General features: G+C 61.8%; 22 protein-coding genes and 1 pseudogene. 13 read left to right on the top strand and 10 right to left on the bottom strand.

Translation table 11 applies throughout. The annotated features are described in order from the left end of the window. The first annotated feature begins 16 nt into the window (after positions 1–16). From ABIE53_RS30815 to ABIE53_RS30760, 12 genes are all read left to right on the top strand, one after another. Positions 17–1,042, top strand: a complete 1,026-nt coding sequence (locus tag ABIE53_RS30815) for an amidohydrolase family protein (RefSeq protein WP_053860503.1) — start codon at positions 17–19, stop codon at positions 1,040–1,042. A gap of 96 nt (positions 1,043–1,138) precedes the next feature. Further along, entirely contained in the window at positions 1,139–1,990 is an 852-nt protein-coding gene (locus ABIE53_RS30810) for an amidohydrolase family protein (RefSeq protein ID WP_053860504.1), read from the top strand. Positions 1,991–2,181: 191 nt separating this feature from the next. Next, positions 2,182–3,306 (top strand): MFS transporter, encoded by a 1,125-nt coding sequence (locus tag ABIE53_RS30805; RefSeq protein WP_376916627.1) that lies wholly within the window; start codon positions 2,182–2,184, stop codon positions 3,304–3,306. Positions 3,307–3,365: 59 nt separating this feature from the next. Next, entirely contained in the window at positions 3,366–4,352 is a 987-nt protein-coding gene (locus tag ABIE53_RS30800; protein ID WP_006050431.1) for a DODA-type extradiol aromatic ring-opening family dioxygenase, read from the top strand. Positions 4,353–4,413: 61 nt separating this feature from the next. Next, positions 4,414–5,271, top strand: a complete 858-nt coding sequence (locus tag ABIE53_RS30795) for an HpcH/HpaI aldolase family protein (protein ID WP_006050430.1) — start codon at positions 4,414–4,416, stop codon at positions 5,269–5,271. A gap of 33 nt (positions 5,272–5,304) precedes the next feature. Next, entirely contained in the window at positions 5,305–6,213 is a 909-nt protein-coding gene (locus ABIE53_RS30790; RefSeq protein WP_192700238.1) for a substrate-binding domain-containing protein, read from the top strand. 81 nt (positions 6,214–6,294) lie between these two features. Beyond that, positions 6,295–8,223 (top strand): hypothetical protein, encoded by a 1,929-nt coding sequence (locus ABIE53_RS30785; protein WP_376916624.1) that lies wholly within the window; start codon positions 6,295–6,297, stop codon positions 8,221–8,223. A gap of 2 nt (positions 8,224–8,225) precedes the next feature. Then, positions 8,226–9,536 carry an MFS transporter gene (locus ABIE53_RS30780; RefSeq protein WP_192700237.1) on the top strand — a complete coding sequence of 437 codons (1,311 nt, stop codon included), beginning with the start codon at positions 8,226–8,228 and terminating at the stop codon, positions 9,534–9,536. A gap of 131 nt (positions 9,537–9,667) precedes the next feature. Next, positions 9,668–10,693, top strand: a complete 1,026-nt coding sequence (locus ABIE53_RS30775) for a porin (protein WP_006050426.1) — start codon at positions 9,668–9,670, stop codon at positions 10,691–10,693. Positions 10,694–10,991: 298 nt separating this feature from the next. Continuing rightward, positions 10,992–11,933, top strand: coding sequence for a helix-turn-helix domain-containing protein (locus tag ABIE53_RS30770; protein ID WP_006050424.1), 942 nt, complete (start codon positions 10,992–10,994; stop codon positions 11,931–11,933). 129 nt (positions 11,934–12,062) lie between these two features. Further along, positions 12,063–13,244 carry a lactonase family protein gene (locus ABIE53_RS30765; RefSeq protein WP_310076438.1) on the top strand — a complete coding sequence of 394 codons (1,182 nt, stop codon included), beginning with the start codon at positions 12,063–12,065 and terminating at the stop codon, positions 13,242–13,244. Positions 13,245–13,301: 57 nt separating this feature from the next. Continuing rightward, positions 13,302–14,255, top strand: coding sequence for a LysR family transcriptional regulator (locus ABIE53_RS30760; protein WP_006050422.1), 954 nt, complete (start codon positions 13,302–13,304; stop codon positions 14,253–14,255). Here the strand turns inward: ABIE53_RS30760 and ABIE53_RS30755 are convergent. The 6 genes and pseudogenes from ABIE53_RS30755 to ABIE53_RS30730 form a co-directional block, all read right to left on the bottom strand. After that, a complete protein-coding gene (locus ABIE53_RS30755) occupies positions 14,236–15,915 on the bottom strand; it encodes a thiamine pyrophosphate-binding protein (RefSeq protein ID WP_192700236.1) in 1,680 nt (559 codons plus the stop codon). The two genes, ABIE53_RS30760 and ABIE53_RS30755, sit on opposite strands and share 20 nt — an antisense overlap. A gap of 149 nt (positions 15,916–16,064) precedes the next feature. After that, positions 16,065–16,463 carry a hypothetical protein gene (locus tag ABIE53_RS30750; RefSeq protein WP_006050420.1) on the bottom strand — a complete coding sequence of 133 codons (399 nt, stop codon included), beginning with the start codon at positions 16,461–16,463 and terminating at the stop codon, positions 16,065–16,067. 11 nt (positions 16,464–16,474) lie between these two features. Next, the gene (locus ABIE53_RS30745) at positions 16,475–17,143 is read right to left on the bottom strand and encodes an RraA family protein (protein WP_192700235.1); all 669 of its coding nucleotides are present in this window, start codon (positions 17,141–17,143) and stop codon (positions 16,475–16,477) included. Further along, complete coding sequence (locus ABIE53_RS30740; RefSeq protein ID WP_006050418.1) at positions 17,140–18,180, bottom strand: amidohydrolase family protein; 1,041 nt, start codon at positions 18,178–18,180, stop codon at positions 17,140–17,142. Before ABIE53_RS30740 ends, ABIE53_RS30745 begins: the two co-directional genes overlap by 4 nt. 42 nt (positions 18,181–18,222) lie before the next feature. Then, positions 18,223–19,546 (bottom strand): annotated as a pseudogene (locus tag ABIE53_RS30735) (MFS transporter). A 127-nt stretch (positions 19,547–19,673) separates the two neighbouring features. Beyond that, positions 19,674–20,573 carry a LysR family transcriptional regulator gene (locus ABIE53_RS30730; protein ID WP_006050416.1) on the bottom strand — a complete coding sequence of 300 codons (900 nt, stop codon included), beginning with the start codon at positions 20,571–20,573 and terminating at the stop codon, positions 19,674–19,676. Between the two features lie 220 nt (positions 20,574–20,793). Between ABIE53_RS30730 and ABIE53_RS30725 the strand changes: the two genes are divergently transcribed. Beyond that, positions 20,794–21,477, top strand: a complete 684-nt coding sequence (locus ABIE53_RS30725) for an HD domain-containing protein (RefSeq protein WP_006050415.1) — start codon at positions 20,794–20,796, stop codon at positions 21,475–21,477. 47 nt (positions 21,478–21,524) lie between these two features. Here the strand turns inward: ABIE53_RS30725 and ABIE53_RS30720 are convergent, their stop codons facing one another. From ABIE53_RS30720 to ABIE53_RS30705, 4 genes are all read right to left on the bottom strand, one after another. Continuing rightward, complete coding sequence (locus ABIE53_RS30720; RefSeq protein WP_006050414.1) at positions 21,525–22,871, bottom strand: epoxide hydrolase; 1,347 nt, start codon at positions 22,869–22,871, stop codon at positions 21,525–21,527. 55 nt (positions 22,872–22,926) lie between these two features. Further along, positions 22,927–24,279 (bottom strand): epoxide hydrolase family protein, encoded by a 1,353-nt coding sequence (locus tag ABIE53_RS30715; protein ID WP_006050413.1) that lies wholly within the window; start codon positions 24,277–24,279, stop codon positions 22,927–22,929. Between the two features lie 106 nt (positions 24,280–24,385). Further along, a complete protein-coding gene (locus ABIE53_RS30710) occupies positions 24,386–25,396 on the bottom strand; it encodes a carbon-nitrogen hydrolase family protein (protein WP_006050412.1) in 1,011 nt (336 codons plus the stop codon). A 73-nt stretch (positions 25,397–25,469) separates the two neighbouring features. After that, positions 25,470–25,952, bottom strand: a complete 483-nt coding sequence (locus ABIE53_RS30705) for a MarR family winged helix-turn-helix transcriptional regulator (RefSeq protein WP_006050411.1) — start codon at positions 25,950–25,952, stop codon at positions 25,470–25,472. Positions 25,953–26,279 lie beyond the last annotated feature (327 nt).

Below are 26,279 nucleotides of genomic sequence, written 5' to 3'. Positions count from 1 at the left end.
AAGTTAGAGAGAAAACATGATTATCGATTGCCACGGTCACTTCACGACCGTACCCGCATCATTTCGCAACTGGCGCGCAAAGCAGGTCGAATTCGCGAACGATCCCGCTAACGCGCCGTCGCGCGCCGACGCTTATGTCACCGACGACCAGATTCGCGAGGCCATCGGCAACGGGCAACTGAAACTGCAGCGCGAGCGCGGCAGCGACCTCACGCTGTTCTCGCCGATTGCCGGTCTGATGAGCCACCACCTGGGCAACGAGCGGACGAGCCTCGAATGGGCCGAAGTGTCGAACGACCTCGTGTATCGCGTGACGGAACTGTACCCCGACAATTTCGCGCCGGTGTGCCAGTTGCCGCAGTCGCCGGGCGCGGCGCCGGCCAACTCGGTTCCCGAGTTGCGCCGCTGCGTCGAGCAACTGGGCTTTGTCGGCTGCAATCTGAATCCCGATCCGAGCGGCGGCTACTGGACCGGCAAACCGATGAGCGACCGCGAATGGTATCCGCTCTATGAAGCGCTGGTCGATCTCGACGTGCCCGCGATGATCCACGTCGCCGCATCGTGCAATCCGTGTTTTCACGGCACGGGCGCGCATTACCTGAACGCGGATACGTCTGTCTTCATGCAACTGCTTCAGTCGGATCTGTTCAAGGACTTCCCGACGCTGCGCCTCGTGATTCCGCACGGCGGCGGCGCCGTGCCCTACCACTGGGGACGTTATCGCGGCATGTCGCTGGAAATGCGCGAGCGTCCGCTGGAAGGGCTGCTCGAGAACATCTTCTTCGATTCGTGCGTGTATCACCAGCCGGGCGTCGAATTGCTGACCAAGGTCGTGCCGGCCGACAACGTGCTGTTCGGCTCCGAAATGATCGGCGCAGTGCGCGGCAAGGACCCGTCCACCGGCCAGTACTTCGACGACACGAAGCGCTATATCGACGCCTGCCCGGCGCTCTCGGACGAAGACCGCTACAAGATCTTCGAAGGCAATGCGCGGCGCGTCTATCCGCGTCTCGACGCGCGCCTGAAGGCTCGCGGCAAGTGATGCCGGCGCGAGCCGCTGCAACTCAACACATCGCGCACCTGAGCACGCACATAAGCATGCACATAGACAGGCACACAGAAAAGCACAGAGACACTCATGACATTTTCAATCGTTGATATTCACCCGCACATCATTTCCGACGACGAAAGCCGCTACCCGCCGGCGCCGTTGTTCGGCAAGCGCTCGGACTGGTCGAAAGAGCGGCCCACGACGGTCGAGACGCTGATCGCGGCAATGGACGAAGCCGGCGTCGCGAGAGCCGCCGTGGTCCATTCGTCGACGACGTATGGCTTCGACAACAGCTACGTGGTGGACGGCTGCGCGAAATACGCGGAGCGTCTCGTGGCCGTCGGTTCCGTGGACGTATTGCAGGCCGATGCGCCGCAAGTCATTCGCGGCTGGGCAGAGCGCGGCCTCGCGGGCCTGCGCCTCTTCACGGGCGGCAGCACGAAGGACTTCGATCCAAGCGAACTCGACGACCCGCGCTCGTTTCCCGCGTGGGAACTGTGCGGCGAACTCGGGCTGCCGATGTGCATCCAGACCGGGCCGATCGGTTTGCCGCAAGTCACGGCGCTCGCGCGGCGCTTTCCGAACGTGCGGATCGTGCTCGACCATCTGGCGCGTCCCGAAGTCGCCGACGGTGCGCCGTATGCAAAAGCGCAGAGCCTCTTCGATCTGGCGGAGCTGCCGAACATCTACCTGAAGCTCACGCCGCGCATTTTCGGCGATGTGAAAAAGGACCAGGCGAGCGCCGAAACTTTTTTCCCGCGTGTCGTCGACGCATTCGGCGCGCAGCGGCTCGCGTGGGGTTCGAACTATCCGACCTCGCCGGGCACGCTCGCCGACATTCTCGCGACCGCGCAAGCCGGCCTCGCCTGCCTGAGCGAAGCGGATCGCGCGTGGATCTTCGGCGACACCGCACGGCGGCTGTATCCCGCCTTGGCCTGAGCAAGCCTCACACAAACCAACGAGAAAACAGAAGATGGAGACAAGCAGATCTGAACGACAGGCAGGCGTGAGCCGGTGGGCGGTGCTCGCACTCCTTGCGCTCGGCGTGTTGATTTCGTTCGTCGACCCGCACCAGCATTTCGTCGACGCTCGCCGACGCGAACTTCATCCGGCACTTCGCGCTCACCAATGTGGATCGCGGCTGGATCAACGCGGCGTTCTTCTGGTCGTACGGCGCGTTCCAGATTCCGATGGGCTGGGTCGCCGACCGTTACGGCGTGAAGTGGCCGTATGCGATCAGCTTCGCGTTGTGGTGCGTCGCCACCGCGATGATGGGCGCGGTCACGGCGCTCGCGAGCCTCGTCGTGATGCGTCTTGTCATCGGGATGGCCGAGGCGATTGTGATTCCGGCGAGCTACCGCTGGATTCGCAATAACTTCGACGAGAGCCAGAACGGTCTCGCGGTCGGGCTGCTGGCGATGGGCAACAAGTTCGGCCCGGCATTGGGCGCGCCGGTCGGCGCATGGTTCATCGTCCACTATTCGTGGCAGGTGATGTTCGTCGCCACGGGCCTCGTCGGGCTTATCTGGCTCGCGCCCTGGCTGCTGCTCGCGCGCAACGATCTGCCGGACAAGGCGCAACTCGCGGCGGCGAACCGGCGCGCGCGCATGGTGAGTCTCGGCAGCATCGTGTCGAGCCCGGTGGTGTGGGGCGGTTTGATCACCAACTTCTGCTACGGCTATTTCACGTTTTACTGCATGACGTGGATGCCCGCGTATCTGGTCGAGCAGCGTCACCTGTCGCTGTCCAAGTCGGGGCTTTTCACTTTCTTCAGCTTTGCCGGCATCGCGATCGTCGCGGCGCTCGCGGGATGGGCGGCGGACCGGATCATCGCAAGAGGGCACAACGCGATTCTCGTGCGCAAGGTGTTCACCATCACCGGCTTTGTCGGCGGGTGCACGGTGCTGCTCGGCGCGTATGCGCAGACGCTCGACATGGCGCTCTTCTGGAATGTGCTGTCGCTCTCGCTGCTTGGCCTCGTGACGGCGAACAACCTGGTGCTGTCGCGGCTCTCCCTGATTCCGAAGCAGGCGATCGGACTCGTCACGGGCGTACAGCAGGTCGCGACGAGTCTCGCGGGCGGCGTGACGGCGAGCCTGTCCGGATGGCTGCTGCATGTGAGCGGAAGCTATGACCTGCCGATGATGGTGATCCTCGTCTTCCTCGCGATTGGAGCGCTCGCCACGGCGATTCTTTATCGCCCCGAATGGGCGCCGAAGGTCACGGAAATGCAGCCTGCGCTGCGCGAGGCGTAGCACGCACGCCGACGCCGTCGAGACCAATGTTGAAACACTAATTCACTGAGAAACCTTACATGGCGAAGATTGTATTCGGGATGGCAGTGCCGCATAGCGGCATGCTGGGTCAGGCACCGGAGGACTGGCTAAAGAACGGTGAGCGCGACCGTAGCAATCCGGAGCTGTGGTATCGCAATCGGACCTGGACTTATGCGGAGCTGGAAGCGCATCGCGAAGCGGCGTTCGAGAAGTTCCTGACGCTCGAGGAGCGCACCGCGCGCGCCGCGCGCTGCCGCGCCGCGCTCGACGTCATGGCCGCCGCGTATCGCGACGCGAACATCGACGTCGCGATCATTCTCGGCAAGGATCAGAAAGAGATCTTTACGCACTGCTCGCCGTCCATCGCCATCTACAGCGGCGAGCAAGTGCATAACGGCCCGCCGCAGCGCTCCGTTTATGCACCGGACCACCACGTCACGCACCAGTGTCATCCAAAGCTGGCGAGTTATCTGATCGGACACTTCCAGCGCGAAGGCTTCGATCTCACCGATCTGTTCGCGTGGCCCGACAACGTGTGGATGAAGCCATTGCCGGCGTATCCGGTCGTGCCGCATGCGTACAGCTTCGTCTATCACCAGATCATGGGCGACGAACCGCCGCCGCATGTGCCGATCATCATGAACTGCTTTTATCCGCCGACGCAGCCGTCCATGTCGCGCTGCATCGAGTTCGGAGCGGTACTGCGCGACGCGATCGACGCGTGGCCGGAGGATGTGCGAGTCGGCATCTTTGCATCCGGCGGTCTCTCGCATTTCGTCAACGACGAGGAATTCGACCGCCGCATCATGAAGATGCTCGCCGACTACGACTACGAAGGTCTCGCCGCGGTGGACAACCGTTCGTATCAGTCGGGCACCTCCGAAATCAAGCTTTACGTCAGCGTGATGAAGGCCGTGCAGGAAACGCGCGCCAGCATGACGCTCGTCGACTATGTGCCGTGCTGGCGTACGCCGGCCGGCACCGGCGAAGGCATGGGCTTCATGTACTGGAAGGCCGACGAATGAGCCACGCCCAACTCAAGTTCATGCATCCACGCCTGCCCCTTTTCATCCTGAGATAAAGACCATGAGCGACACGCGACTCAACAGCATCATCCGCGCATTCGAATCCGGCAAGCCCGCTTTTGCCGCGTTCTCGAAGCTCGACAAGCAGACCGCCATCGAGATGAGCGATGCGCCGTACGACGGCATCGTCTTCGAAATGGAGCACAACCCGTACGACGTGACCGCGCTCGGCGACGCGTTGCAGTACATGCTCAGCCGCAAGCAGATCGCCGAGTCGGGCTCGGTAGCGCCGCGTGTGACGCCGATCGCGCGCATTCCCGCCAACGGCGCCGAAATGAATCAGGCGTTCGCGAAGCAGGTGCTCGACCGCGGCGCTTACGGCGTGATCTGGCCGCATGTGGCGACAGTCGAGCAGGCATACAACGCAGTCGCGTCGTGCCGGTATGCGCGGCCTAAAAGCGCGCCCTTGTATGAGCCGAAGGGCGTGCGCGGCGACGGCCCGGCCAACGCGGCGCGTTACTGGGGTTTGAGCATGGCCGACTACTACCGCAAGGCCGACGTGTGGCCGCTCGCGCCGCAAGGAGAAATTCTCGTCGGGCTGATGTGCGAGAGCACCGAGGCGATCGAAAACCTCGACGACATTCTGTCGAACGTGCCGGGCATCGGCTTCATTCTGATCGGCGAGGGCGACCTGAGCCAGGAGCTCGGCTATCCCCGCGACTATGAGCACCCGGTGGTCGTCGACGCAATGCGCAAGATTGTAGAAACGTGCCGCAAGCACAACGTGGTGGTCGGCAATCCGCACGTGAACGCGAAGAACCACAAACGCCTGCTCGAAGAGGGATATCGCTTTCTGATGTCGGCGCCGTTGCGCAGCTATGGCGTGGTCGGCATGGCGCGCGAGATGGCGGGGTATTGAACCGGATTCATTCAAGCACAGGAAAGAAGCGCAATGACAACGACGTTTACCGAGCGGTCCGCGGACGTGCCCGTCTTACGCACGAATCTGGCCACTTATCCGGTCACGAAGGCGATGAAGGAAGGACGCGTCGCCTCGGACCTCGTCAAGCTCGACTACTGCGGGCCCACGCCGGCGCACAACGGCTTCAAGGCGATGGTGCGCGAGAACGCGTTCGACGCCGGCGAACTCGCGATCGTCACCTTCCTGCAGGCCAAGGCTTACGGCAAGCCCTATGTGTTGTTGCCGACGCCGATTTCGGGGCGCTTCCAGCATCACTGCGCGGGCTACAACATCGAGTTCGGCCAGCTCGATCCGAAGGACATAGAAGGCAGGAAAGTCGGCGTTCGCACTTATACGCAAACCACCGCGCTGTGGATTCGCGGCATTTTGCGCCACGAATATGGCGTCGATCTCGACAAGGTCACGTGGATGACGCTCGGCGACGGCCATCTCGCCGAGTACCGCGATCCGAATAACTGCGAACGTTTGCCCGCCGGTTCGTCGATCCCGCAGATGATGCTGGACGGCGAACTCGCCGCCGCGCTGCTCGGCGAGGACATGCCCAAAGACGAACGCGTACGCACGCTCGTGCCCAACGCGCAGGCCGCGGCCAAAGACTGGTTCGCGCGCGAAGGCGTGGTGCCTATCAACCACATGTTCGTCGTGCACGAGGACATTTCGAAGAAGCGTCCGGACATTGTGCGCGAACTGTACCGGATGATCGTGGAGAGCCGCGCTCAGACCGAAGGCGGTGTGCCGGCAGTGTTTCCGCCTATCGGACTCGAGGAGAACCGCAAGGGTATCCAGTTGGCAATCGACTGGGCGCTCGATCAGAAGATCATTCCGCATCGGCTTTCGGTGGATGAACTGTTCGACGACGTGACCGGCAGCCTCGGCTGAATCGTGCCCGGAAAGCAGGAGCGAACGGAGGTATCGAGGAAATAAAACCGCTTGATCATAAAACTCATGGAGGCATTCGCTGTGTATCTCACTTCGTCCTTAAAGAAGCTTCTCGCGTGCATCGCCATCGGGGCTGTCTCGGTTTCCGCTTCGGTTTCGGTTGCCGTTGCGGGCACCGCGGGCACGGCGCCGAAAGGAACCCTGTTCCTGAACCGGGTCGGCCCCGTCAGTTCAGAGTTGTACATATCGAATGCCGACGGTACTGGCGAACACAAGCTCATTCCGAGTACCGGCTTCGACTATCACGCGTCCTTTTCGAAAGACGGCCAGTGGGTTGTGTTCACGTCCGAGCGCGACGGCGCTGGTCAATCGAACCTGTATCGCGTGAAAGTGGACGGCACCGGTCTCGAGCGGCTAACCGATCACATTGCGGTCGACGATGCGGCCGTCTTCTCGCCGACGGACCCGAACGTGATCGCGTTCGTCTCGTCGCGCCGCGGCAACGACGGCTTCGGCACGACCAACGTGTGGACGCTGAACCTATCGACGAGCGCATTGAACAACGTGACGGGCTCGCTCGGTTTCGATCCGACGCGCCCGCATGGTTACTTCAGGCCGTCATGGTCGCCGGACGGCAAATGGCTTGCGTTGTCTTCGGATACCGGCTCCGACTGGCGCGGCCACAATCTGCCGACGGGCTGGGAGCGCACGCAGGAAAGCAGCATCTATATTGTCCGGCCAGACGGTTCCGGCTGGAAGAAAATTGCCGGCGTTTCCGGCTATGACGAGGGTTCGCCGTCGTGGTCGCCGGATGGCAAGCGCGTGGTGTTCTATGAAACGCCGGTGGAATCGACATGGGGCGCGCACCGTCCCGAGTCGATCAACTCGGTGAACTCGCAACTGGTGTCTGTGGATATAACGAGCCTTTCGCGAACGACGCTCACCTCCACGGCGGGCTTCAAGGTCTTTCCGCAATATCTGAATGCGGCCACCGTCGCGTATCACGTCAAGGGCGGCTCGACCGAAGGGCTTTATACAACGGCAGGTACTTTCCACTCGACAGCCAATACGGGTATCCGCTCGCCGCGTTATTCGCCCGACGGCACGAAGCTGGTCTACGAAAAAGTCGCGTTTAGTCCCGCACGCGCCAATGGCACGCCGCTCTTCAGTTTCGACCCCGCATGGAAGTACACGTATCTGGATGTATTCCCGCAATTGTCGAGGGATCGCGCGAAGCTCGTTTATACGGAGAAGGCAATTAATTCGTCGATTGCCGTTGCGAATCCCAATCTGTCCGGTTACACGCGCATTTACGATCCGGCGACGAGCGGCCTCGACCCCGCTGCCATCGCTCAGGGTCTCGCCGGCGCATTTCAACCGGCATGGTCGCCCGATCGGCAGTGGGTCGCTTTCGGCGTGGGCAACTGGTTTTTCACGCGCAGTACCGGCCCCGCGCAGATCATGCGTATCAGGGCCGATGGCAGCATGAACGGCCAGGCTGAAGCATTGACAGACGGCTCCATCAATTCGGGCTTTCCGAGCTACTCGCCGGACGGCAAGAAACTCGTGTACCGCGTATGGAGCGACGCGGTTCAGGGGCTGCGCATTCTCGACCTGGCCACGCGCAGCACGACTGTGTTGACGAGCGGCGCCGACAATCTGCCGGGCTGGTCGCCGGACGGCAGCAGGATCGTGTTCACGCGCAAGCAGATCGACGCCACGAATCCAAACCGGTTCAACTACGACGTGTTCACGATCCGACCGGACGGCACGGGCCTCACACGGCTCACGACCGACGGCTCGAATCAGGGGCACGCCGTATGGACGTGGGACGGCCGCATCGCATATAGCTCGGGAACGTACGGCTTTCGCGACGAACTCGCGCTCTACGACAACAGCTTCCAGCCCGACGGCCAGAACTGGGTGATGAATGCGGACGGCAGCAATCAGCGGCCGATCACGGATACGCTGTGGGAAGAAGCGATGCCGCTATACATTCCGACGCTGTGAGCATGGAGACGAATCAGTTGACGCACAGACGCGCGGGCGCTGAAAACCCCTGGGGCATCCTCGTGCTTCTCGCGCTAGGTCTGCTGATTTCTTTTGTCGATCGCACGAGCCTTTCCGCTGCGCTCGCGGACAAAAGCTTTGTCCGGCATTTTGCGCTGACGAGCATCGAGCGCGGCTGGCTCAATTCCGCCGTCTTCTGGTCTTATGGCCTGTTTCAGATGCCGATGGGCTGGCTCGTCGATCGCTATGGCGTGAAGTGGCCGTATTCCGTGTGCTTCCTGCTGTGGTGTCTGGCAGCCGCGGCCACCGGCATGGTGACGACATTGTCGGCGCTGATCGTGATGCGTCTGCTTATCGGCGTTGCGGAAGCGGTGGTGGTGCCGGCCACCTATCGCTACCTCGCGAACAACTTCGCGGAAACGCAGAAAGGCACTGCATTAGGCATCTTTTCGATTGGCGGCAAGATGGGGCCCGCACTCGGTGCGCCTATCGGGGCGTGGATGATCGTCGGATATTCGTGGCAACTGATGTTCATTGCAACAGGACTCGTCGGACTCATCTGGTTGCTGCCCTGGCTGCTGATGGTGCGAAACGATTACCCGTCGCGCGATGAACTCGCGGCGGCCATGCATCGGGCCGCTTCGGTGCCGCTCCGTAATCTGCTGGCGAGCCCTGTTGTATGGGGCGGGCTCGTCAACAATTTCTGCTACAGCTACTTCGCGTTCTACTGCATGACATGGATGCCTGCCTATCTGGTGGAACAGCGCGGGCTTTCGCTGGAGAAGTCGGGCGTTTATACGTTTTTTAGCTTTGCGGGGATCGCGGTCGTGGCGGCGCTCGCGGGGTTCGCCGCAGACAGAATAATCGCGCGCGGACACGACGCCGTGTTCGTGCGCAAATGCTTTATCGTGGCGGGTTTTATCGGCGGCACGACGGTTCTGCTCGGCGCCTATGCGCGTACGGCGGACATGGCGCTCTTCTGGAACGTAGCGTCGCTGTCGCTGCTGGGGCTCGTCACGGCGAACAATCTCGCGCTGTGCAAACTGACGTTGATTCCAACTCAGGCCGTCGGCTTGAACACCGGGCTACAGCAGGTCGCGACCAGCCTGGCGGGAGGCGTATCGGCGAGTCTTTCGGGCTGGCTTCTGCACGTTGGCGGAAGCTACGAACTGCCGATGATGGCGATTTTTATCTTCCTGTTAATGGGCGCGGCGAGCACCGTCATTCTGCTTCGCCGCGAATGGGCGCCAAAAATCAACGAGGTCGACGAGGTGCTTTCGCTCGAGCCAGTACTACCCAAAAAATGCCAGTGAAACTGACTTTTGTGTAGGGACGCGCCACCGCTCATTCAATACGCTTGATAGCGCACAGCGACCGTAGCGGCCGTAGCGACCCTGGCGGCCGGGATCAGACTCGCACAAACAAACTATAAACAGGAGACGAAATGAAAAAGACCATCATGGGTTTATCCGTGATTGCATCGGCATGCGCTTTCAATTCTGCATACGCGCAGTCGTCGGTCACGCTGTACGGGGTTATCGACAACGGCATCGAATACCGGAATTCCGCTGCGGGAACGGTTCTTCGCGCGGTGTCCGGTGGACTGTTCGCAAGCCGGTATGGCTTGAAGGGCAGTGAAGACATAGGTGGTGGTCTGCACGTCAATTTCCAGTTGGAGCAGGGCTTCTCCGGCGTGACAGGCGCGGCTTCAAATTCGGCCGCCGCTTTTAACCGGCAGGCGTGGGTCGGTCTATCCGGCGCATTCGGCGAGACGCGCTTTGGCCTGCAAAACACGCCTCAGTACATCTTTATCAACCCCGAGCTCGACCCTGTGGCGGTCATGAGCATTGGCTCGCCAATGAATAACTTCAACAGCCTGACCGTGCGCGTGAACAACGCGATTTCTTATTTCACGCCGACGGTGTACGGCCTGAGCGCGCAGTTCATGGTGGCAATGCGCGATTCCACCACGAAGCCGACCAACGGATTCCAGTTCTATAACGCGGCGCTTCGCTACGAGAACGGACCTTTTCGCATCGCCGCAGGCTACGAGCAGGCGGCAAACGCCGCGGGAACGTCCACACTCAAACTGTTCAACGCGGGGGCGTCTGTCGCTGTAGGGGCCGCGCGGTTCTATCTGGCGTACCACACCGAACACCAGACCGATAACAGTATCAAACGCGATGTGTATGAGGCATCCGGTTCTTATGCATTCAGTCCGGCCGCGCAGTTTTCAGTCATGTATGGCTATGCGCATGACCGGACCGGGCAGGGCAATAATGCGCAGCAGGTCGGTCTGACGTACGCCTATTCACTGTCGAAACGCACGACGCTGTACGGCTCCGCGGGCTTCATCCAGAACCGCAATCAGGCGCGCTTCACGCTCAACGGCACCGGTTATACGGGCCTTGCCGTCGCACCGGGCGCCGACACGCGCGGCGCGATTATCGGCATGGTGCATCGATTCTGATCGCCGCCGCGCTGCGCGTTCGGGTAAATAGCAGGGCGCGTGCTGTTCGAAGATATGCAAAAATCTACGGCGCTCTCGTGGGTTTTTTCCGCTGTTAGCGCTGCTGCAAACTCGCGCATGCGCACCGCAATTCGTGCCGCGTCCATCTTCTCACGCACTTCGCGGTTCCACTCGCCATACGCCACGAGCAGCATGCGGTTATCCGCATCGCGTTGCCCGATGGCTCGCGAAACCGGAATGCTGATAGTGGGCGCGTGAATCAATAGGCGCGTGAATCCGTAGCGGCCAAGGAGACTTTATGACAAACAGTGCGTCGGCAAAGTATCAAACGCGGTCCGGTTCCAAGGCGAAGCTGACAACTGTTCCGAAGGTTCGTCTGTACGTTGAGCGCCCTGAAGAACGGGACTGGTTCGTGCATGTTGGACATGTCACCGAACGAGGCCGCTGGCGAACCGAGCCTCACGCACATCCGGCCTACGGGCAAGTGATATTCGTGCGCAATGGGCGCGGCGTGATGAATCTGGAAGGCAGCAGCGTGCCGTTCGAAGGGCCGTGCGCATTGCTGTTGCCGACCGAGTGCGTGCATGGTCTCGACTATGAAGTCGATGCCGACCGCTGGGTCGTCACGATCGAGGTCGCCTATCTGGCGCAGGTGAACGCCAGGCTTCACGAATTCATCGCACTGTGGGCTGCGCCGCGCGTGATTCCGCTTGCCCATTCCGCAGAAGCGGGAATGGAGTTCTGCAGCTTGATCCACAGCCTGAAGGAAGAAGTGGAATCGGATGCGACCGGCCATGTGGTCGGCACCGAAGCGCTGCTCACCATGCTTTTGCTCAAGCTGGTTCGCGAGGCGCGCCTCGATGCGGCGCACGAAAGCTCGACTCGCAACGACATTCGGCTCGTCGAACGTTTTCGCAAGCTGATCGATGAACACTTCCGCGAGAATCTGCCGCTGCAGGACTATGCATCGATGATGGCGGTGTCTCTCGTGCAACTGCGTGCAGCGTGCGCGTCGGCGACTGAGCAAAGCCCCACCAAGATGATCCACGCCCGCATCATTACGGAGGCGAAGCGCAATCTGATTTTCGGCGACATGTCGGTGGAGCAGATTGCTTTTGGCCTCGGTTTCGCCGATGCCGCGTATTTCACGCGCTTCTTTCGCAGGGAAGTCGGTCAGGCGCCCAGCCAGTTTCGTGCGGCCGCGCGGCAGCAGCCTCATCGCAAGGCTTCGTCGCAGTAAGCGCCTGGACAACGCAGCGCGTGCAGCGAAAAATGCCGGCGAATCGTGCTTTTATGCAGGGACGCACCGCGGTGAATCGAATAGTCTGGAAACATCTCTAGTTCATTCAGGTCTCCAGATTTGTCGCCCATGACCCAGCCTTTAACAAGAATCACGCGTACGCGATACGTTAAAACCGGCGCGCTCGCTGTACTGATGTCGCTCGCGGCGGCATTGAGTGCGTGCAGCAGTGCGGGTACATCGTCGCAAGACGCGCGCACGGAACTCGTCTACATCGGCACGCAGGACCGCCAGATTCACGCCATGCGCTTCGATACGTCCACGGGCCGCCTCACGACGATCGGCAAGGTCGCCGAGGGGCCGCGCTCCACATGGGTCGCCGCGCATCCGGCTTTGCCGGTGCTCTACGCGGTCGACGACGACAACACGAAAGAAGGGCGCGTGATCGCCTACGCGGTGAATCGCTCGAACGGCGCGCTCGCCAGGATCAACGAGGTTGCGACGAGAGGCAGCGGCGCCACGAACCTGTACCTGGACATCCCGTCGATGACGTTGCTCGCTGCGAACTACGGCGGCGGTTCGGTATCGAGCATCGCGGTCAATGACGATGGAAGCCTGGGCGCGGTCGTCAGCACGGTTAAGGAGACCGGTTCGGGCCCGAACCGCAGGCAGGCAAGCGCGCATGCGCATAGCGCGGCAGTCGATCCCTCGGGGCGGTATGCACTTGTTCCCGACCTCGGCGCCGATCGCGTGTTCGTTTACGGCTTTGACCGCGCGGCGCACGCGCTCGTGGCCGACGACGCCACTCCTCCGCGATCGTTCGCTGCGCCGCCGGGCAGCGGGCCGCGTCATATCGCATTCGGCGCGAACGGTCAGTTTGTCTATGTGATCAGCGAATTGTCCGCGCAGGTGCTGGTGTTTCGTTGGGACGCACCGCAAGGGCGCTTGACGTTGCGGCAGTCGTTGCCGGTCAGCGGCGAAAACTTCAAGGGCACGCCGAGCGGAGCGGAAATCGCGGTCAGCGGCGACGGACGCTTCGTGTACGCCGAAAATCGCGCGGAGAATCTGCTCGCGGTCTATCGCGTCGATGCGGCCTCCGGCGAACTGTCGCTGGTTCAGCGCATTTCGTCGGGCGGTGAGAAGCCGTGGGCATTCGCGATCGATTCGTCCGGAAAGTGGATGCTGGTCGCGAATCAGCGCAGCGGCACAGTGAACGTGCTCGCTATCGACAATGCTTCTGGCATGCTGTCGCAGACCGGGCAATCGGCGAGCGTGCCGTCTCCTGTGAGCATAGCGTTTGTAACGCGGTGAACGGTACGACGCACTCGCGCAGTACGGCTAACTATTCCGGCTAACTACTCCGCGTCCATGAACTCAGACGATCTCGCCCTGTTCGCGCGCGTCGCGAAAACCGGCAGCATCTCGCGCACCGCGATGGAGCTGGGCGCGAATCAGTCGACCGTCAGCCGGCGTATCGGCATGCTCGAAGCGGAGCTCGGCGTGCGGCTCTTTCGCCGTAGCGGCCGCGGAGTCGGGCTCACCGCGCGTGGTGAACAACTCCTCGGTTACGCGCTCGCGATGGAAAAGACGCTCGACGAAGCTCGCGTCGCGATGCAGGACAGCGCCGCGCGCGGGCCGGCCACGCTCGCCGTTGCCGCGCAGCCCACCATCGCGCGCATGATGTTCGGCAGTCTCGGCCATCGTCTGAAGGCGCGCTATCCGGCCACGCGAGTGCGTTTCGTCGAAGGACTCGCGACTCATCTTCTCGGCTTGCTGAACGACGGCGAGATCGATCTCGCGATCATGTACGTGCCCGAGCATCCGGGCACAAGCCAGTTCGATGCGCTGCTGTCGGAGCAGGTGTGCCTCGTGACGCCCGCCGCATCGCCGGTGCCCGACGGGCCGTTTGCGGTCAGCGGGCTCGCCGGCGTTCCGTTGATTCTGCCGAGCACGCATCACGGACTGCGCGTGCTCGTGGAATCGCTTGCGGCGCGGCACGGCTTTGCGCCTATGATCGCCCTCGAATGCGATGGCTCGATATCCATCACGAAGCGCCTCGTGATCGAACGATGCGGCGCGACTGCGCTGCCCGCAGCCGCCGTCGTCGACGAAGTGGCATCGGGCACGGTGAAATGTTTTCCGTTGACGGACCCCGTCGTGCAGCGGGAAGTCGCCATCGCGTGGCCGCAAAACCGCGTGATGCCGGAAGGCGTATGGAACGTCGCGCAGATGATCCGCGATCTTGCCGCGGATCTCGTCAGCGACGGCACGTGGCCGAATACGACGTTGCACGCGGCCACGCTCATGCACTCAGACGGCTAACCGGCGTGATCTGCCGCGGATCGGTGCGCAGTTCGATCAGCGCCGCGACGCCGGCCTGTTGCGCGCGCTCGAACGCAGCGGGGAAATCCTCGGTACGTTCGACGCGCTCCGCGTGTGCGCCGAACGCTTTGGCTAGCGCGACGAAATCCGGATTCGCGAGCTGGGTCACCGAGACGCGGCCCGGATACTCGCGTTCCTGGTGCATGCGAATCGTGCCGAGCATCCCGTTGTTGACGACGATGACGATAAGCGGCGCGCCGAACTGTACGGCGGTGGCGAGCTCCTGCGGGTACATCATGAAACAGCCGTCGCCGGCGAAGCAGACCACGCTGCGTTGCGGATCCCGCAGCTTGGCGGCAATGGCGGCGGGAAAGCCGTAGCCCATTGCGCCGTTCGTGGGAGCGAGCTCGGTCGCGGGCATCCTGTAGCGGTAGTAGCGGTGCACCCAGACCGTGTAGTTGCCCGCGCCGTTCGAAATGACGGCGTCGTCGGGCAGCACTTCGTTCAGGTGGCCGACCACATGCGCGAGATCCACACCCGCAATTTCCGGCGATGGCGCGGGCGGCGTCGAATGAGCCACGTAGTCGGCGCGCGCGTCCTTCGTCCATTGCGCCCACGCATGCGAGCTGACCGGCGCGACGCTATCCAGCGCGAGCGCGAACTCGCGCAGGCCGGCGTTGATCGGCAAGCGCGCCTGGTAGACGCGGCCGAGTTCCTCCGGATCGGGATGCACATGAATCATCATCTGCGCGGGCGTCGGGCTTTCGAACAACGTATAGCCCGACGACGTCGTCTCCGCGAGCCGCGAGCCGACCACGATCAACAGGTCGGCGGTGCGCGCGCGTTCGGCGAGCTTCGGCGATACGCCGAGGCCGAGCTGGCCGACATAGTGCGGATCGCGATTATCGAAGAGGTCCTGGCGGCGGAACGAGGCGGCGACGGGTAGATCGTTCGATACGACGAAGCGTCCGAACGCGGCGGTTGCGTCGGCATCCCAACCGGTGCCGCCGACGATCGCGAGCGGCCGCGACGCGCGTTCGAGTAGCGCGCGCAGTTCACTCAGCGCGTGCGCCGTGGGCGCCGCCTCGACGACACGTGCCGCGGGGGCATCGGCTACGGTTGCCGATCCGAACAGCACGTCTTCGGGCAGCGCGATCACCACTGGACCGCGGCGCCCCGACATCGCGATGCTGAATGCCTTCGCGAGAATCTCGGGAATGCGTTCGGTGCTGTCGATTTCCGTGACCCACTTGGCAATCCCGCCGAACATCTGGCGGTAGTCGACTTCCTGGAATGCGCCGCGGCCCATGAAGTCCCGTTCCACCTGGCCGATGAACAGGATCATCGGCGTGGAGTCTTCACTGGCCGTGTGCACGCCGTTGCTCGCGTGCGTGGCGCCGGGGCCGCGCGTGACGAAGCAGATGCCGGGGCGGCCGGTGATCTTGCCGTATGCATCGGCCATGTTCGACGCTGCGCCTTCATGGCGCGTCGTGATCACGCGGATGCCATGCGCGTCGTGCAGCGCGTCGAGCACCGGCAGATAGCTTTCGCCGGGAACGCAATAGACGGTATCGACGCCGTTGCGCGCGAGCGCATCGACGAGAATGCGTCCGCCATTGCGCGGTTGTGCAACGGCATTTGCATTTGCATTGTCAGACATGGATTGGGGTTCCTCGTTGCCGGTTCGCGGGACAAACGCGGCTTCAATGTGAGCGTTGCGTCACGGCATTATGCGGTTGCCGTTTGCGCTGCACATTGCGAGGGATGCATAGCAGTTATGAGTTTGGCGGCTGGTGAGTGCCTGGCCGATTAAGACTCCAGCGGCACGTCTTCAACCAGCCCGGCTTTTACAGCGCGAATCCTGCGATCGACGAAATAGCCGCCGCCTTCCGTGTAGTGCAGATAGAGACGTCCGCATAACTTGCATTCCCATACCGCGCAGCGGTTGTATGGAAAGTAGCGTGGTGCAATAGGCGCATCGACGGACCAGTAGGTCGTCTTGCCGGGGAGATACTCGCTGAAGGTCGGCTCTATATAGTCTTCAGTAGAAAGCGTACCGATTTCCCCGAACTGCGTTTCATCGAGTGACAGCGGTTGCGATTGCCAGCCGTCGAGCGGCGTCTTCATGCACGGGCAGGGCGCGCTTGCGCGTGCTTCCGCGGCGCGCGCGAGTTCAAGAAGCGTTGCAGCGTTCAGATATTGCGCCATGAGGCTCACATTCAGGTGTTCATCATCCTGTCGCGTTGCGGGGCCACCCACGAGCGGTCGAAATTGCCTTCCGCAATCGACTTCAAGGCGGCCGTTTCTTTCGCATGTTGCCGGCGCGCGCCTTCGACAACGGCGTCGACATCGGCGGGCGCGATTGCGAGCAGGCCGTCTTCATCGCCGACAATGATATCGCCTGGACGGACCACCATGCCGCCTACCGTGACAGGCACATTGATTTCGCCAGGGCCGTTCTTGTACGGACCACGATGCGTGACGCCGCGCGCATACACCGGAAAATCGCGCTGACGCAACGCGCCGACATCGCGGATTGCGCCGTCGATCACGAGTCCTTCGACGCCGAGGCTTTGCGCGAAGCTCGCCATGATCTCGCCCATCAGCGCCTGCGTAAGGTCGCCCGCGCCGTCGATCACCAGCACGTCGCCGGGCCGGCAAAAATCGAACGCGCGATGAATCGCGAGGTTATCGCCGGGCCGCGTATGCACGGTCACCGCCGTGCCCGCGAGAGGCTTCGGCCGATGATACGGCCGCAGTCCGATCATGCCGCTCGCTCGCGCCATGTTGTCGCTGAGCAGCGAGACCGCGAGCTCGCGCAATGCGTCGAGCGTCGCGGGCCGAGCCTGCGGTGCGGACTCAAATTCCCGCCATCCTATTGGGTTCATGCAATCGCTCCTTGCGCCGCGAATTGTCGATCGAGTTGACGCGAAAGCCGCGGGTACACCGCTCGCGCATTGTCTTCGTAGATACGTTGCCGGTCCGCGTCGCTGAGCCAACCGATTGCATCGATGTAGCGGCGCGTATCGTCGTAATAGTGGCCGGTTTCCGGATCAATGCCTTGCACCGCGCCTATCGTTTCCGACGCGAACAGAATGTTCTCTACCGGAATGACTTTCGCGAGCAATTCCGCGCCCGGCTGGTGATACACGCACGTATCGAAGAACACGTTGTTCAGCAGATAGTCGCGCAGCAGCGGACGCTTCATGTCCTGCGCGAGACCGCGGTAACGTCCCCAGTGATAGGGCACTGCTCCGCCGCCGTGCGGAATGACGAAGCGCAAGGTGGGAAAGTCGGCGAACAGATCGCCGGTGAGCAACTGCATGAACACGGACGTGTCGCCGTTGATGTAATGCGCGCCCGTCGCGTGGAAATTCGGATTGCACGATGACGACACGTGGATCATCGCGGGCACGTCCAGTTCCACCATCGCTTCATAAAGCGGATACCACGAACGATCCGTGAGCGGCAGTCCGGACCAGTGTCCGCCGGATGGATCGGGATTCAGATTGCAGCCGATAAAGCCGAGTTCTTCGACACAGCGCCGCAATTCGTCGATACAGTTCGCGGGCGGCACGCCCGGCGCTTGCGGCAACTGGCATACGCCGACGAAATTGCGCGGAAACAGCGAACACACGCGATGCACGAGGTCGTTGCATTCGCGCGACCAGTGCGCGTTCGCTTCGGCGGTGGCCAGATGGTGACCCATGCCTGCGGCGCGTGGCGAAAAAATCGTGAGGTCCGTTCCGCGCTCGCGTTGAATGCGCAGTTGGCCCGTTTCGATGCTTTCGCGGATTTCGTCGTCGCTAATGTTGGGGCGTGCCGGTGGCATGTGACCGTCCTTTAGCGCGGCGATCTGCTGTATGCGCCATGCTTCATGCTGCGGCGGCGAGGTCGTGTAATGCCCGTGACAATCGATGATCATGTCTGCAAGTACCTTCGTTCTGGTTGTCGCAAGGGTTATTCGTCAAGCACGCGGCGCGGCATCGCCGGCGGTGAGCGAGGCGGTTTCGTCGTCCGATGCCGTGACTCGCATCACGAGCGCGATGATCGTCGATACAAGAAGGAACGCGGCAATGGTCAGCAGCGCAAGCTTGAAGTTGCCGGTCGCGCTGCGCACGAGTCCGATGCTCCACGGCCCTACGAGCCCGCCGAATTGCGCGATGGTGTTGATGAGCGCGATCGTCGCGGCGCCCGCGGCTCCCGTTCTGAACGATGACGCCAGGCTCCAGAACAGCGGATTGCCCGCGTAGATGAACAGGCCCGTGATGCACAACAGCACATAGGCGATGACGGGGTTAGGCGCATACGCGCTGCCGGCAATGGCAAGTGCACTCATGCCATAGACGAAAGCGAGGTGTTTTCTTGCGATCGCCGGTACGATCGGAACTGCGGCTAATCAGGAAAGTCCCGAGTACGCCGAGCAACGGCGGCGCGGCGGACAGAAAACCGACTTCGAGATTAGTTAGATGTCCAAGGCTTTTGACGATCTGCGGCAGCCACAGGAACAATCCATAAATGCCGACCAGCGCGCAGCCGAACAGGCATGCAAGACTCCACACGCGGATGTCGGCCGCCACGCGCAGCAGCGGAAAATGCGTGTTGCCTCCCAAGGCCTCGCGCTCGGCGGCGAGCGTCGATTCGAGCCAGCGTTTTTCATCGGCGGAAAGCCAGGCGGCGTCGGCGGGGCGCTCGGTCATGATGCGCAGTGTGAGAAGGCCGAGCAGCATCGCCGGCACGCCTTCCAGAATGAACATCCACTGCCAGCCGTGCAGGCCGAGAACGCCGTCCGCGTAAGTCATCAGCGCGGTGGAAATGGGACCGCCCAGCACCGCCGAAAAAGAACCGGCAATGATGTAGCCGCCCACGGCGCGCGCCCGGTAACGTACAGGAAACCATTTCGTCAGATAGACCGCGACGCCCGGCAGGAAGCCCGCTTCCATCACGCCGAGCAGAAAACGCAGCACGTAGAAGCTCGTGTCGTTGAAGACGAACGCGGTGACCGCGGCCACAGCGCCCCATGTCAGAAGAATGCGCGCGATCCAGCGGCGTGCGCCGACGCGATGTAACAGCAGGTTGCTCGGCACTTCGAGCAGCATGTAGCCGACAAAGAAAATGCTGCCTGCAAATCCGAACACAGCGGGGCTGAAGCCGAGCTGCTTGTTCATATCCAGCGCGGCGAATCCGATGTTGATCCGGTCCAGATAGTTGAAAAACATCATGGCGAAAAGCAGGGGCATCAGGCGCCCATAGACCTTTCGCATGGTGGCGGCTTCGTCGATCGGATTCATCCTGTCTCCTACCTTGCGGCGACGGCGAAGTTGCCGTCCCTGCGTTCTTGTCATGTGTGGAATCAATGATAAGAACGCGGCGGTGATGAGTCCAAGACGGGTTGCTTATGCTTCTATAGGTTTTTGCTTATAGTGCTGCGTCCGCAATTGGCGGCGGCAGACAGGCGAGGAATGCACGCAAATGGGGTGAAGCGTCGTCTGTACGAAAAGTTGCGGCGAGCGTCGAGCGATGCGTTGAACCGGGCCCGGTCAGATGGCGATACACGACGTCGCTGCGGCCGAGCCGCGCGACGGATTCGCCGATGAAGGTGACGCCGAGTCCGGCCGCCACGAGCGCGATAGCGGTCTGGATTTCATACGCCTGATGAGCGACGAGCGGCGTCAGACCGGCGTCCCGATACAACGATAGAACCGAGCGCTTGAACTGCGCATTCTGATGCTTCGGATAAAGGATCAACGGCGTATCCGCGAGATCGGCGATTTTGACTTTCTTCTGCGCGGCGAGCGGATGACCGGGCTCCAGTGCGACCATGACCCGTTCGCGCAGCAGCGGATATGACGTGCAACCGTCGATGGCCAGCGGCTGCCGGCCGATGCCGATATGAATGCGCATGTCGCGCAAGGCATCGGTCTGTTCTTCGGTGAGCATCTCGAAGAGCTTCAATTCCACTTGCGGATACGCGTGATGAAATGCCTTGAGCGCGGGCGGCAAGATGCTGTACATCGCCGAGCGCGTGAAGCCGACGCTGAGCCAGCCGCGCCGGCCCACGCCGATTTCCTGCGTCGCGAGGCCGGCCTGCTCCAATGCGCCGAGTATCTGGCGAGCCTCGGTGCAAAGATAGTGGCCGGCTTCTGTGAGCGCGAGCGGACGCCTCGCGCGATCGACGAGCTGCGTGCCGAGCCGGTCTTCGAGTGAACGGATCTGCTGGCTGAGCGCGGGCTGCGCGATATGCAAGCGCTCCGCGGCGCGGCTGAAGTTGAGCTCCTCTGCAAGAATCACGAAGCACTGTAGAGCCCTAAGGTTCATGGCGATGGTGTCTGTCGTCGGTATGCGCAGGATAACCTACGCGGTCGTAGGCGCCGCAGTTGGCAGAAAACGCCGTCTGGTTGGCTGTGTTCCAGGCATCGATCGAATTGAAAGTTGCTTGCCGCACTCCGATACTTTGGGTGCGGGCTTTCCTTCTCAACGTAGCTATCTCAAGCCGCCCGGAATGCGCGGCAACTACGCACACATTGGAGCAACGAACATGACGACGATTGCAGGAATCAAGATTCCCGACAGCGCAATGGCACGCGCAGCCACTCAACTGGTTCGCGACACAGAGTCGGACCTGCTTTTCCATCACTCCACTCGCGTATTTCTTTTCGGCGCTCTCGCCGGCGAGCGCAAGCGGTTGAAGTATGACCCCGAGCTTCTGTATATAGGCGCAATGTTCCATGACATGGGTCTTAGCGAACAGTTTCGCGGATCGCAGAACCGCTTCGAGGTCGACAGCGCAAATGCGGCACGCAGCTTCCTTCAGGGGCACGGCATTCCCGAAGGCGAGGTCGAGCTCGTGTGGGACGCGATCGCGCTGCATACCACACCGGGTATTCCGCCGTTCAAGAAGCCAGTGGTTCAACTCGTGACGGCAGGCGTCGAGATGGACGTGCTGGGCTTCGCGTATGACGAGTTCACCGAGGAACAGCGCAAGGTGGTGGTGGCGGCTCACCCTCGCGGGGAGAACTTCAAGGAGCAGATTATCAACGCCTTTAACGAGGGCATGAAGCACCGGCCGGACTCGACATTCGGTACGGTCAACGACGACGTGCTTGCGTTGAAGGACCCCGGTTTCCGTCGCAAGAACTTTTGCAGCATCATTCTTGGAAACGCTTGGAACGACTCGAATTACGCGTGCACCTGCAATGATCCGGGGCATCGGCACGGCTGAACTGGATTGATGACGGCGAGTGCGGACGGCGGGAGAGGGCACGCCACTTACCGTAGCGACCGGAAAGCCGCCCTCAGTTCCTGAGCAAATATCGTCGGCTGCTCCCACGCTGCAAAATGGCCTCCTTTCTCGGCCTGATGGTAATAGATGAGGTGAGGGTAGGCCTTCTCGGTCCAGCTACGCGGCGCCTGATATTGCTCGCCGGGGAATACGCTGACGGCGACTGGAACCTTGACGCCTTTTGCGTTGAAGAATCCACCCTTATATTCCCAATAGAGACGCGACGCAGACACGCCCGTATTAGTCAGCCAATACAGCGTGATGTTGTCGAGAACTTCGTCGCGCGTCAGTTCGCCTGTTGCGCTCGCACTCCGGTTCAGCGCTGCAGCGACTGCCGCGGCGGGTTGAGCATTGGCGTCGTTGTGATCGAGTAGCCAGGCCGCCAGGCCGACGGGTGAATCGTCAATGCCGTAGAGCGTCTGCGGGCGCGAGCCCATCAAGCGGGCGTAGTCCACTTGCTTGAACGTTTGGGCGAGCTGCCCGTAGGCGCGTTTCTCATCCGCTGACATACCGGCTGGCGCCGGGGCGCCGATTCTTAGCGCCTCGTCTATGTCCGCAGGAACTGTCGCGGGCATGTTGGTGTGGATGCCGAGCAGCCCCGGAGGTGCCTGCAAGCCCATTTGATCGACGACGAACGCACCCCAGTCCCCGCCTTGAGCGACGTAATGCTGATAGCCGAGACGGCGCATCAACTCGGCCCACGCGCGCGCCATGTGTTCGGGACCCCAGCCGGTCGTCGTCGGCTTGCCGGAGAAACCGTAGCCGGGCATCGACGGGATGACGACGTCAAACGAATCGTCGGCTTTTCCGCCATACGCGACGGGGTCGGTCAGTGGCCCGATGAGCTTGACCTGTTCCAGCACCGAGCCGGGCCAGCCATGATTGATGATCAATGGAAGCGCATTCGGGTTCTTCGATCGAACATGGATGAAATGGATGTCCACGCCGTCAATGGTCGTCACGAATTGCGGTAACGCATTGAGCGCCCCTTCCGCTTTACGCCAGTCGTAATCCGTTGCCCAATAGCGCGCGAGTTTCTGCATCGTCTCAAGCTGCACGCCCTGTGACGAGTCCGCCACGGTCTCTTTTTCCGGCCATTGCGTGGCGGCGATACGCCTGCGCAGGTCGTCGATCGCGACCTGCGGCACATGAACCGGTGCAAACGGACGGATGGACTCGTCCTGGACGCTTGCATGCTGTGTTGCCGGAAGTACATCCGGTGTTGGAACCGCGTACGCAGAGCTGAAAGCCGTCGCTAGCGTAAGGCCCAAAGAGGCTGCGACAAACGCAGCAAGCGTGCGCCGCGCGGGCGCTGATGATGCTGAAAAATACATGGTGACTCTCCTGCAATGAGTGCTCCAACGCATGCGGGTCGGAGCGTTTCGCGCTTTACGCACGCAATGGCCTTAACCCCGCTCGCACTTCATTCGCGAAGATGATCGGTTCTTCCCATGCCGCGAAGTGCCCGCCGGTTTCGGGTTTGTTGAAGTACATCAGATTGTGATAGGCCTTTTCGGTCCAGCTCTTCGGCGCCTGGTAGTTTTCTCCCGGAAAAGCGCTCACTGCGGCAGGCACGTTGACGTCGGCCGCAAGGAAGAAATTCGCGTGCGACTCCCAGTAGAACCGCGAAGCCGACACACCTGTATTGGTGATCCAGTAAAGCGTGATGTCGTCGAGAATGTCGTCCCGCGTCAGCGCGCCTGCGGAATGTCCATTGACGGGATGCCCGAGCACGGCCGCGCTCAGCGCCGCTGCGGGCTGGCCGTAGCCATCGCCGTGATCCAGCAGCCAGGACGCCAGCGCAACGGGCGAGTCGGCAAGTCCATAGAGCGTCTGTGGCCGCGTGCCCATTTCGACCGCGTAGCCCCGCTTCTTCTTGAAGTTCGCGCTCAACTGGTCATAAGCGTGCTTCTCCTCGTCCGATAAGCCTTGAGGTATCGGATCGCCGGCCGCCAGCGATTTGAGGATCTCAGCCGGAACGGCCGCCGGGAAGTTCACATGAATGCCGATCAGTTCGGGCGGCGCCTGTTTCGCCATGATGTTGGTGACGATGCCGCCAAGATCGCCGCCCTGCGATGCAAAGCGCTCGTAGCCGAGCCTTTTCATCAACGTGACCCACGCACGGGCGGTGCGCTCCGGACCCCAGCCGGTCGTTGTGGGCCGTGCCGAAAAGCCGTAGCCGGGCAACGACGGAATCACGAGGTGGAATGCATCCGAAGCCGGTGCGCCGTACGCAGTCGGATTGACGAGCGGGTCGATGATCTTGAACTGTTCGATGATCGAGCCGGGCCAGCCGTGCGTCACGATCAGCGGCATTGCGTTCTCGTGCTTCGAGCGGATATGAAGGAAATGAATATCGAGCCCGTCGATCTCCGTGATGAACTGCGGATACGAATTGAGCCGTGCTTCGCATTTGCGCCAGTCGTAGCCGGTCGACCAGTATTGCGCAAGCGTCTGAATCATGGCGAGCTGAATGCCTTGTGACTCGTCGGGCACGGTCTCGCGATCAGGCCAGCGGGTCGCCTTGATACGGCGGCGCATGTCGACGAGTTGTGCCTCGGGCACTTCAACGCGAAACGGGCGAATTGCGGACTTGTCGCCGTTCGCGGGTTCGGTGATCCTGCCGATTGCCGGGCTGGTGTCCGCGAAAGCAAGCCGGCTGAGCGAACCGGCAGCCAGGGCTGCGGCGGCCGCACTGACGAAGTGGCGGCGGGATGAGGATTGGGGCGTGTCTTGTGACATGAGATTGTCTCCTGCTTGATCAGCGTGTTGTGTTGCGGTGAAGTCGGCGGCGTGCGGCCTCACGAATACACACATCATTTGAAATTTGCGAACCAGCATCCTCTGGTCAGCGCGAACCTGCAACAGCGGCCGCCTGCGTGCGCACATCGTCGTCAGCCTTGTCACTGACAGGCAACGAGTGCGGAGCGCGTTCGTGAACATGCGCGGTCGGCGTGCGGTCAATCATCAGACTGAGTAATTCGGGGCGGTTGTAGTGGCCGGCCGCGTCCATCAGCATCTTGCGGCGGTCGATTTGCGCGAAGTCGAGATCGACGATCACCTCGCCTTCTCCCGAGCGGAGCGGTTCGGCCATCAACATGCCGTCAGGCGAGACGATGGTGGTGAAGCAGCCACCCGAGATCGGACCGATTCCACAACCGGTGTCCTTCATGATCTGCGCCTGCTGGTCGGCGTCGAGCCATGCCGTCGCGTTGACGACGAATGCGCCGGACTCGAGCGCATGCTGGCGGATATTGATTTCCATGCGCTGCGCAAACCCCTCGCCAAAGGCAGAGCCGGGGTACATCGCCGAATGGATCTGCTCGCCGTCGGCGATCATTGCGTAGCGGGCGAGCGGGTTGTTGTGTTCGAAGCATGCGAGCTGGCCGATGCGGCCGACGGCGCTGTCGACTGCACGCAAGCCCGAGCCATCTCCCTGGCCCCAGATCATGCGTTCGAAATGCGTCGGCGTGATCTTGCGGCGGCGCTGGATCAGCGTACCGTCAGCATCGAAGAGCAATTGTGTGTTGTACAGCGTGCCGCCATCGCGCTCATTGACGCCAATCGACACGACCATGCCTGCCTCTCGCGCGGCCTTGCCGATCGCGTCAGTCGCAGCGGACGGCACAGTCACAGCCTGCTCGAGCAGACGCAAATGTTCGGATCCCGAAAGAAGTTCGATGCCGGTCTGGACTGCCGCAAAGTAAGGGTAATAAGGCACGACCGTTTCGGGAAAAGTGGCGAACTGCACGCCTTTCAGGCCCAGTTCGTGGATCTTCTGCACCACTTTCGCGACGGTGGCTTCACGGCTATAAAGCACCGGACTGAACTGGACGGCGGCGGCTTTGACAACTTTCATGACGAACTCCTTGATGCGGGGAAGGGTGCGAGGCGTTGGTCGATCTTGCACATGCAACATCGACCGAAAAACTTCAAACGATGCGCGGCGGCAATTGCTGCGCGATATTCATGAGGCCATGTGCGCCGCCCTCGCCGAGGACGCGCGTCGCGTGGCTCTGCGCCGCGGCCCACGCGTTAGCGGCATTCGTGAGCAGCGCGTTGCCTTCGTGCGTGAGCGAAAGAGGGCGGCTGCGACCATCGCTGCCTGGCGCGCCTTCGGCAACCCAGCCCTGGGCGATCAGCGGTTGCAGGTTCCGTGTCAGCGTCGAGCGCTCGTGATAATTGCGTCGGCCCAGATCCGAGCGGCTCATCGGCCCGAACTCCGCGATCATCACGAGCAATGAGAACTGCGAAGCAACAATGCCGAACGGGCGCAACGCGTCGTCGTAGATCGAAGTGAGGAAACGGGAGATCTGCCGGGCGCGCGTCAGCAAACAACTGCGCGCGATCTGTCTGCTCGGCACTTCACGCGCGGTGCGGTCGGATTCAACGGGTTCGTTCCACTTATGCTGCATATGCACCACCTTCAGTTTGCGGAGCGGTGTTTGCTCGCGATGGGCGTATTTGAGCGGACGGACGTATCTCGCTTGTGTCCGGAAGTCGGTTGTTTGTAAGCGTGCGTATCGCTGTCGGACGTGGATACGTTGAGATACATAAAGGCGCGGCGGGGGAAGCAGCAGGGTCGAAGGAGCAGTCGCCGGGGAATTTAAATCGGCTTATCCGCGGCCCCCGTATAATCCGGCATGACTCAATTCATCCCCACAGCAGTAAGCTTGCGCGCAGCGGCACCGGCTGCGCGTTTCATCGGCCCGGTCCATTCACCCTCCACTCGTGCGGAATCC

The organism is Paraburkholderia sp. OAS925, from assembly GCF_040543975.1.
Lineage (GTDB): Bacteria > Pseudomonadota > Gammaproteobacteria > Burkholderiales > Burkholderiaceae > Paraburkholderia > Paraburkholderia graminis.
This window is presented reverse-complemented; position numbering and strand designations above follow the sequence as displayed.